Consider the following 7,755-nt stretch of genomic DNA (forward strand, 5'->3'; position numbering starts at 1 on the left):
ATACTCCATTAGAATTTGATATCCACTCCAAATGTATAAGTGCGTGTGATATAGGTAGAAGCACCTGCTTCAGGGTCCCATCCCGAAAGATAACTATCAAAGCAGTATGGATCATCGATATTGACGTACACCCGAAGTCCCTTGATTCCGACTTTAGAGACGATTTTTTTAGGAACTGTATAGCCAACGTTGATATTCTTTATACGCATATAGGCACTACTCTTGAGCCAGTAATCCGACATTTTGTAGTTGTTGTATTCACCGCCCTGATGGCTCAAACGGGGATAGCTGGCTGCCGCGTTCTGCTCTGCAGTGTTATACACACTCCAATAATTACGGCTGCCATTGTCGTTCAGAAGGACTGACGGAGCCGGAAGCCATTGTCCCTGCATGGGGCGAATCATACTTTCGGTGAGGCGTGAAAGTTGTTTCCCGACACCATTGAAGAGTAAGGAGAAGGAGAGACCTTTCCAGCCCAAACTAATAGAACCTCCATATAGATAGTGTGGCAATGAGCTGCCAAGCACTACGCGGTCGTATGTCTCATTGATAATTCCATCAGGAGTGCCGTCCGGACCGCTGACATCTACATATTTCACATCACCCGGTTTGGTAGAAGCCGAAAGCAGAGCGCTTTCACTGACTTCCTCTGCGGTCTGGAACAAACCTGCAGTCTTATATCCGTACCAGGAGTTATATTCTGCACCTTCAGTAATAATAGTACCATCGCTGTTAAACTGCTGCTTGCCATTAAGATTATCTATTATAGACTTGTAATCAGAGATATTAAAACTTACCGCATAACTTACATCTCCGATACGGTCAGACCAGCCGAGTTTCACTTCCCAACCGCGGGTATGCATTTTACCTACATTCCTGTCAGGTGCCGAATAACCTGTAAACGAGGGGATTGCCACTGACAAGAGCATATCTGTTGTCTTCTTATAATAATAGTCTGCGCTAAAGTCAAGACGATTGTTAAAGAAAGCGGCATCCACACCTATATCCCAGCTCTGTGTTTTCTCCCAATGGATATTCTCATACGCATAATCCTGTTGAGCGGCGGACATCGATGATTGGGGCGTAGAACCTGCACTGTCATACATAATGGCATTATTGAACGAAATGTATGTCTGATAAGGATAATTTCCAATCCGCTCATTACCGAGCGTACCGATAGAGGCACGGAACTTCAGATAGTTTATCGGGGTTATGTTTTGCATGAATTTCTCATTAGAGATGACCCAACCCACCGATGCGGACGGGAAGAATCCCCAACGGTGATCCTTGTGAAAACGTGAAGATCCGTCTTCACGAGCATTGAGCTGGAGGTAGTAACGGCTGTCGTAATTATACATGACACGGCCAAAAAATGAACGGTATGCATTCTGATAAGAATTGCCGGCTACGGCAAGAGCATTCTTGTTCGCCAAATCAAGATAAGGGAAAGAAGACAAAGACATATCGTTTGTCGATCCCGACATCGTTTCATACGTATAACTATAATCTTCATAACCGACCATGGCATTGAAGTTATGTACCTTGCTGAAGGTCTTGTCGTATGTAGCGATGAATTGTTTCTCCAATGATTTGATGTTACGGCGTTCTTCACTTAACGAATTGGAAGTATATCCTGAAACATATCCCAGCATAACATCGGTTTCGTATGCATCGTAAACAGGTATGGCTTTCTTCATCTCCTTGATCGAAACAGTTCCGACGGTAGGAGTCAGATTGGCAGTAAGGGTCAAATCTTTTATAGGCTTATAGCTCAACGAGAATTTACCGGTCATTGTGTTGGATACGGTCTTCTTCTCTCCGCCTTCCAATAAGGCGGCAAGCGTATTGCTAAGACTGCCGTCTTTACCGGGACCTACACGACCGTCCGGATAAAGCCCTAAATAAATGGAAGGATACATATAAGCTGCACGAATCGGACTACCGGAAGTCGGGTCATTTTTCGTGGCATAACGTACCGAGAAATCGATAGAACCGGAGAGCTTATCACTAATCTTGAGATTATTACGCGAACGGATAGAGATTCTTTCGTGGTTTGAACCTTTATAAATAGCGTCGGCATTTTCGTAGGTAGCGGAAGTGTGGCTCTTGATTACCTTGTTGCCATACGTCATGGTTAAATTGTGCTTATGGCGCATAGCGGTATTCGAAAGAATAGCGTCTTTCCAGTCATAGATAGGATATTGAATGGGATCATACCTGTTGTTGGTAGCATAGTTGTCGATGTAGTCCTGTGAATAGTTGGCAAATTCGCCTCCCGCAGGATTACCGGCATCGTTCCACGACCATTCATTATACATTGTCATGTAGTGATAAGGGTCGGTCAGGAATTTCGGAAATTCGGTAGGAGAAGACAACGAAATCTCTCCGTTATAACCGATCGAAAGCTGTCCCTCGGTTGCCTCCTTAGTCGTTATCAAGATAACACCGGCAGCAGCACGGGCACCATAGATGGATGCAGAAGCTGCATCTTTAAGTACAGTAATCTGCTGTACATCTTCGCTTGCTATATTGTCGAGGCTACTAACCATCATACCATCAACAAGGATAAGCGGACTCGAATCAGACATTGTTGTCACACCACGCACCTGAACCGTAGCACTCGCTCCCGGCATACTGCTCGAACGGGTAACCGTCAGTCCCGGAATCAATCCTTGCAAAGATTGTGAAAGTTGAGACGTACTCTGTTTCTCGATAAGCGAACTGTTGATTACCCCGACCGCACCTGTAAGATCTTTCTTCTTTACAGATCCATAGCCGATTACAACCGTCTCTTCAAGTTGTACAGCATCCTCTTTAAGTTTTATATTTACTACACTTTTACCATCCCATACCACAGTCTCGGTCACATAACCAAGATAACGGAATTCTATTGTATGGCCTGATTCAGCGCCATTGAGCGCATACTTTCCCGACATATCGGAGGTAGTACCTTTTGCATTGTCTTTATCGTGGATCACCACTCCGACAAGAGGACCATTGGCATCGCTAACGACACCCTTCATTACATTCTGTGCAAAAGCCAGATTGATTTGCAGGAAACATGCCAATAACAGGCTTAATATACTTTTTTTCATACTCTTTATTCTACGATTTCAAGCAATACATGTTGGTTATACTCTTTAATTGCCTCACCTGTTTCAGGATTACTCGGATGTTGCGCTGAAAAACGTGTCTGGCCACTTGCGTGTGTGCAATCGATATACTTCCCAGCATATTTGGCACCGCTAAGACATAAACGACCAGCCTGTCCAAACCGTAACACAATCTCATCCATATCCTTAGTCGTGGTAAATATTCCTTCGGCAGGGATATATGCGCCATTATTTTTGTTATCGAGCAACATTCCCGCAAAATTATAGGTAATAGTTGCCGAATAATTGATAGGTGCACCCGACAGTGTCTCTGTCGCACTTTCCTGAAGAGTCGAAGTCGGAAGAGCTGGTTTCCATTCTTCTCCATCCTTGAACTCGATCATCCAGTAGTTGGAACACATCGTTCCTAATTTGGTCACAAAATAGAAGTGTATCTTGGTACCGGCAGGAATGGTCGTACCTTTCATATCCCCATAGACATACCAATAATCACCGGGAACGGCTCCTGACACATACGGGTCACCATTACCACCCACTGCACGCTCACATATGGCATTCTGCACTACATAATCCGTCCGGTCACACGCCCAATACTCAATCTTACCACTTCCGGCACTTGGAGCAATAGACTTGCCATTGGTTCCAGGAAATACCGATTGAGCTTCACCGTCAGCAAATGTTCCGTTCGTATTATCAGTTAAACTATTCAAGTCCCAATCAGCCAAAATGCCCGAGAAAGCATCTTGTACAAGAGTATAGGTATAGTCTGTATCATCCTGGATGGTTACCGTTACTTTTATTGTCCGTTTGGCAAATGTCTTGTTCTCCGGGAAAGTAAGTTTAATATCACATTCGCCTACCCCATTTGCAGGAGAAACGGTCACATCCGCATCTGTACACACAGCCTTCCACTCCTTATCGCCAAAGACTTTGAATGAGGATTCTGTTGTAGTTGCGTCAATCGATTCTGTGGTAGGACTGATACCTTTCGGAACAATCATCTTTTGGGTAATAACCAGCTTTAGAGGAGTTACATCATCGCCAATGAAACGAATGGCACCGACACGTGAACTAGTCGATGAATTTTCAGAGACTTTGATTGTAAACTTAGTAATCTCACCTTGTGTCTCATGCGAATCAACAACTGCCCAATGGCTATCGCTTCCATCGGTCTGACAATCGTTATTGACTCTGTAATAGACATTAGATGAAAGGTCAACAGTGAAAAGTCCACCTTCTGCTTCTACATCAAGTGTCTTTGTCGCGAGTGTCATATACGGATCATCCGAGTTATGACAAGATGCAAAAAGCACAAGCGACACACTTGCAAACAATAACATCTTTAGATTCATTTGATTAGTATTTAGGGTTATTAATAATTGACTAACTAGACATTTTCAGACGTCTTGCATATATAATTCTGTATATCACATAAGCAAGTATCATGGCAATCATCAGTACGATACTTCCTATCACAATTCCTTTGACCGCAAGGGTCTTCGGATCGCCGGCAATAAGCAGACCAATCAGTAAGAGCGCAACGACACCAATGGTAATACAGAAGCAGTTAACAGCCAAATGCGAATAGATTAATACCGCTTTCTTCTCCTTTAACGTCGGTTCGCGATCGGCTTCAGGATCAGTATATTCACAAATGGCTTGATAACCATTGTCTTCATACTTTTTACGTGCCGACCAAACTTCCATGATTGCAAGGATAAGTACAGGAAGTACACAACCGGCAACTGACTCTATAAGACTTGGACTAATAACGGAGGCGGGAATTATGACGCGAGCCATAATACCAACGAGCCAGGTAAGAATCATTGCAGAAATAAGTTGGTTGCCTGTCAGCCGCTTCGAGAACAGTCCCCATATCGACGGAATATATAAAGGACACATCACCATAGTAAGAAGAGTTACTACCACCTTTTCGGCACCTCCGGCAAACGGGATGAGCATTGACAAAGCGATAATCACAAGTCCAAAGACAAATGTGAAGAGACGTCCTACCTTGATACGCTTTTTCTCATCTGCCTGACGGTTTTTCTCTTTGTGTCCCCAAATATCATAGGTATATACATTGGCATATACATTCAAAATGCCTGAAACATTACTCAATGTAGCCGATAGCATCGCTGCCAACATCATGCCGACCATTCCTTTCATAAGCACGAGTTTGCTCATATTCACATAAGCGTGTTCGCCGTTGAAAGTCATTGTGGTTGCATCCAAATCAAGCGCAAGTCCGGGTTCCATCACACGATAAATCATGGTAGGAAGATACCAGATGAGAGGAGTGACGAGATAAAGAATTCCGATTAAATAAGTACTCTTCTTCGCGTCTCTTGTAGTAGGCACGCTTATGTATCGCTGTACAAACGGCCAGTCGCCGCCAATCATGGACACATTAAGAAATATCCACAGTAAAAGCCACCCCCATGTATAGGTCGAAGATGTGCCCGAGAAGAATCCCGGTATCTCACTGGCCTTATCGATAAATGCACTTACGCCTCCTACCGCGTTAAATGAAAGAGGTATCATAAATACAACCACGGCCAGAAGTACTCCGAACTGAATTACATCAGTCATTAGTACCGCAAGAAATCCTCCGGCAATGGTGTATCCAAGAGCGATGGCACCAAGGATGAGAAGCGCCCACCAGATACTTAGGTAACCCATCGGTGAATCGCCCATCATACCTGTACTTGCAAAAATACTGCCACCATCGACTTTGATTAATGCACACATCACAACCGCTACCGCATACAGAGACACTGCCGTATGTACCGCACGGGCTATAATTCCTGAAATCGTGTAAAAACTTACCGTGCGGTGTCCGAACCGGATGGTAAGGAACTCTCCCGGCGATTTGATACGTAGCTCCCGCCATTTGCCCGAGATCCATTTACCGACAATAAACGATGCTACGCCAAGACAAAGTGCAACAACTACCGCAACAAGTCCTGATTTATAAGCAACGCCTCCCCAAACGACAAAGGTACTTGCCGAGAAGATAGTCATGTAGGAAGAGACTCCCGACAGCCACCACGAAGAATTTCGCCCGGCAATAAACATATCTTCGGAGTTTTTAATTTTCCGGGACATCACAACACTCACGGCAATCAGTCCGAGAAAGTAGAGTAAAATAATAATATAATCTAACTGTTCCATATTCTGGTTCTTCTTTATATAATTGCGCCTAGTTTCTTCAATTCCTCTATGAGATTGTCAATATCAGCCTTTTGTACGGTCACACCTGCCTTTATACATTGTGCGGCTGCCACTCCTGCGGCTTGTCCTACCCCCATACAACTTGCCTGAACGCGAAGTGACGCAAAGGAAGTCTTATCAGCACTAATGCAGCGTCCCGCTACGAGCAGATTCGGAAAATCTTCAGCTATAAGAGCGCGATAAGGTACATACGCCGCTTTTTTAAGGAAAGTCACGCTCTGTTCCGCACCTGCTGCCACATGGATATCTATAGGGTGTGCGCCGCGTGATATGCTATCAGGATATTTATAAGCATTCACATATTCTTCTGTAATGGTATGTACACCTTTGATACGGCGTGTCTCACGAATACCGGCATGTACGGCGACGGTCGTCACATAACTGTTTTTAAACTCTTCAAAGTTCTCTTTAAAGATTCGTGCTATTTTAAATACGTCTTCCCGTAAGCGACATTCCGCTGCGGTAAAATTTCTATTATCGATGGCATTTCCTGCAGTACGGGTCATATTAACCGTTACTTCGCCCGGACGAAGAGTGGTGCAAAACCAAGGACCTCCGAATTCGGGGATGCCAAGCTTCTCTTTCATTGCTAGAAGTTTCTCACGAACTGCAATGCAATGACAATTCTGCCCTTGTTTATTATGGTGCATGGCATCGATTATCATGGGCGAATCTGTATCCACACCTCCTAATATAAAATAGGTGGAAAGAGGTTGCAGCGGTTTACATTCATCAGTTTGCATCGGAACACCCGCCATAGCGGCAAGGTCACCATCCCCAGTGCAGTCGATATACATATCGGCACTGATGGCTTCTGTCCCATTCTTATTCTCAAAGAGGATACAGGATATTTTGCCGTCTTTTGCCTGGCAACCGCTTAAGTAAGAGTGCATATACATATCCACACCGGCTTCCAGCATCATTTGCTGGCATAAAAGCTTGTAAAGCTCCGGATCAAAAGCTACATTGCCAAGAGGTTTCTCAATGATACAGCCTCCCATCTTCTCCAGCCGTTCGATAAATTCCCATGGAATACCGCCTATCACCTTTTCATTATTATAGGTGAAAACACTCAAAGGAGTAACAAGCCCCATTGTAGCCATTCCACCTAAAAAACCATATTGTTCCACAACAGCAGTTTTCGCACCACTACGAGCAGCCGCAATGGCCGCAATGAAACCAGCTGGTCCGCCACCACAGACAACTACATCATAGTTGCCCACAATTGGAACCCGTTTCGAAATTTCTATACTTCGTACTTTCTTGTCCATGACCGTTTTTTATCCTTTAATTATTACCAATTCAAATAGATGGTAAACTTTGATGTGCTTTCGACCGCACTTATAAGAAAAGAGGGGTTCTTCGTCAAATTTGGTGGTACTTCTTCTATTGTGAATAAATAATCTTC

The 7,755-nt window shown here is 44.1% G+C and carries 4 protein-coding genes; all 4 read right to left on the reverse strand.

The genetic code is table 11. The features are described 5' to 3' along the window. Nucleotides 1-8 precede the first annotated feature (8 nt). The 4 genes from DWZ47_RS13930 to DWZ47_RS13945 are packed head-to-tail and all read right to left on the reverse strand — an operon-like array spanning nt 9 to nt 7,618. Complete coding sequence (locus DWZ47_RS13930; RefSeq protein ID WP_004313405.1) at nt 9-3,095, reverse strand: SusC/RagA family TonB-linked outer membrane protein; 3,087 nt, start codon at nt 3,093-3,095, stop codon at nt 9-11. 5 nt (nt 3,096-3,100) lie between these two features. Next, complete coding sequence (locus tag DWZ47_RS13935; RefSeq protein ID WP_117513551.1) at nt 3,101-4,465, reverse strand: BACON domain-containing protein; 1,365 nt, start codon at nt 4,463-4,465, stop codon at nt 3,101-3,103. Between the two features lie 31 nt (nt 4,466-4,496). Then, a complete protein-coding gene (locus tag DWZ47_RS13940) occupies nt 4,497-6,287 on the reverse strand; it encodes a sodium:solute symporter family protein (protein WP_117513553.1) in 1,791 nt (596 codons plus the stop codon). 14 nt (nt 6,288-6,301) lie between these two features. Next, a complete protein-coding gene (locus tag DWZ47_RS13945; RefSeq protein WP_117513555.1) occupies nt 6,302-7,618 on the reverse strand; it encodes an FAD-dependent oxidoreductase in 1,317 nt (438 codons plus the stop codon). Between the last annotated feature and the right edge of the window lie 137 nt (nt 7,619-7,755).

Source organism: Bacteroides sp. AF32-8BH, from assembly GCF_003435205.1.
Taxonomy (GTDB): Bacteria; Bacteroidota; Bacteroidia; order Bacteroidales; family Bacteroidaceae; genus Bacteroides; species Bacteroides ovatus.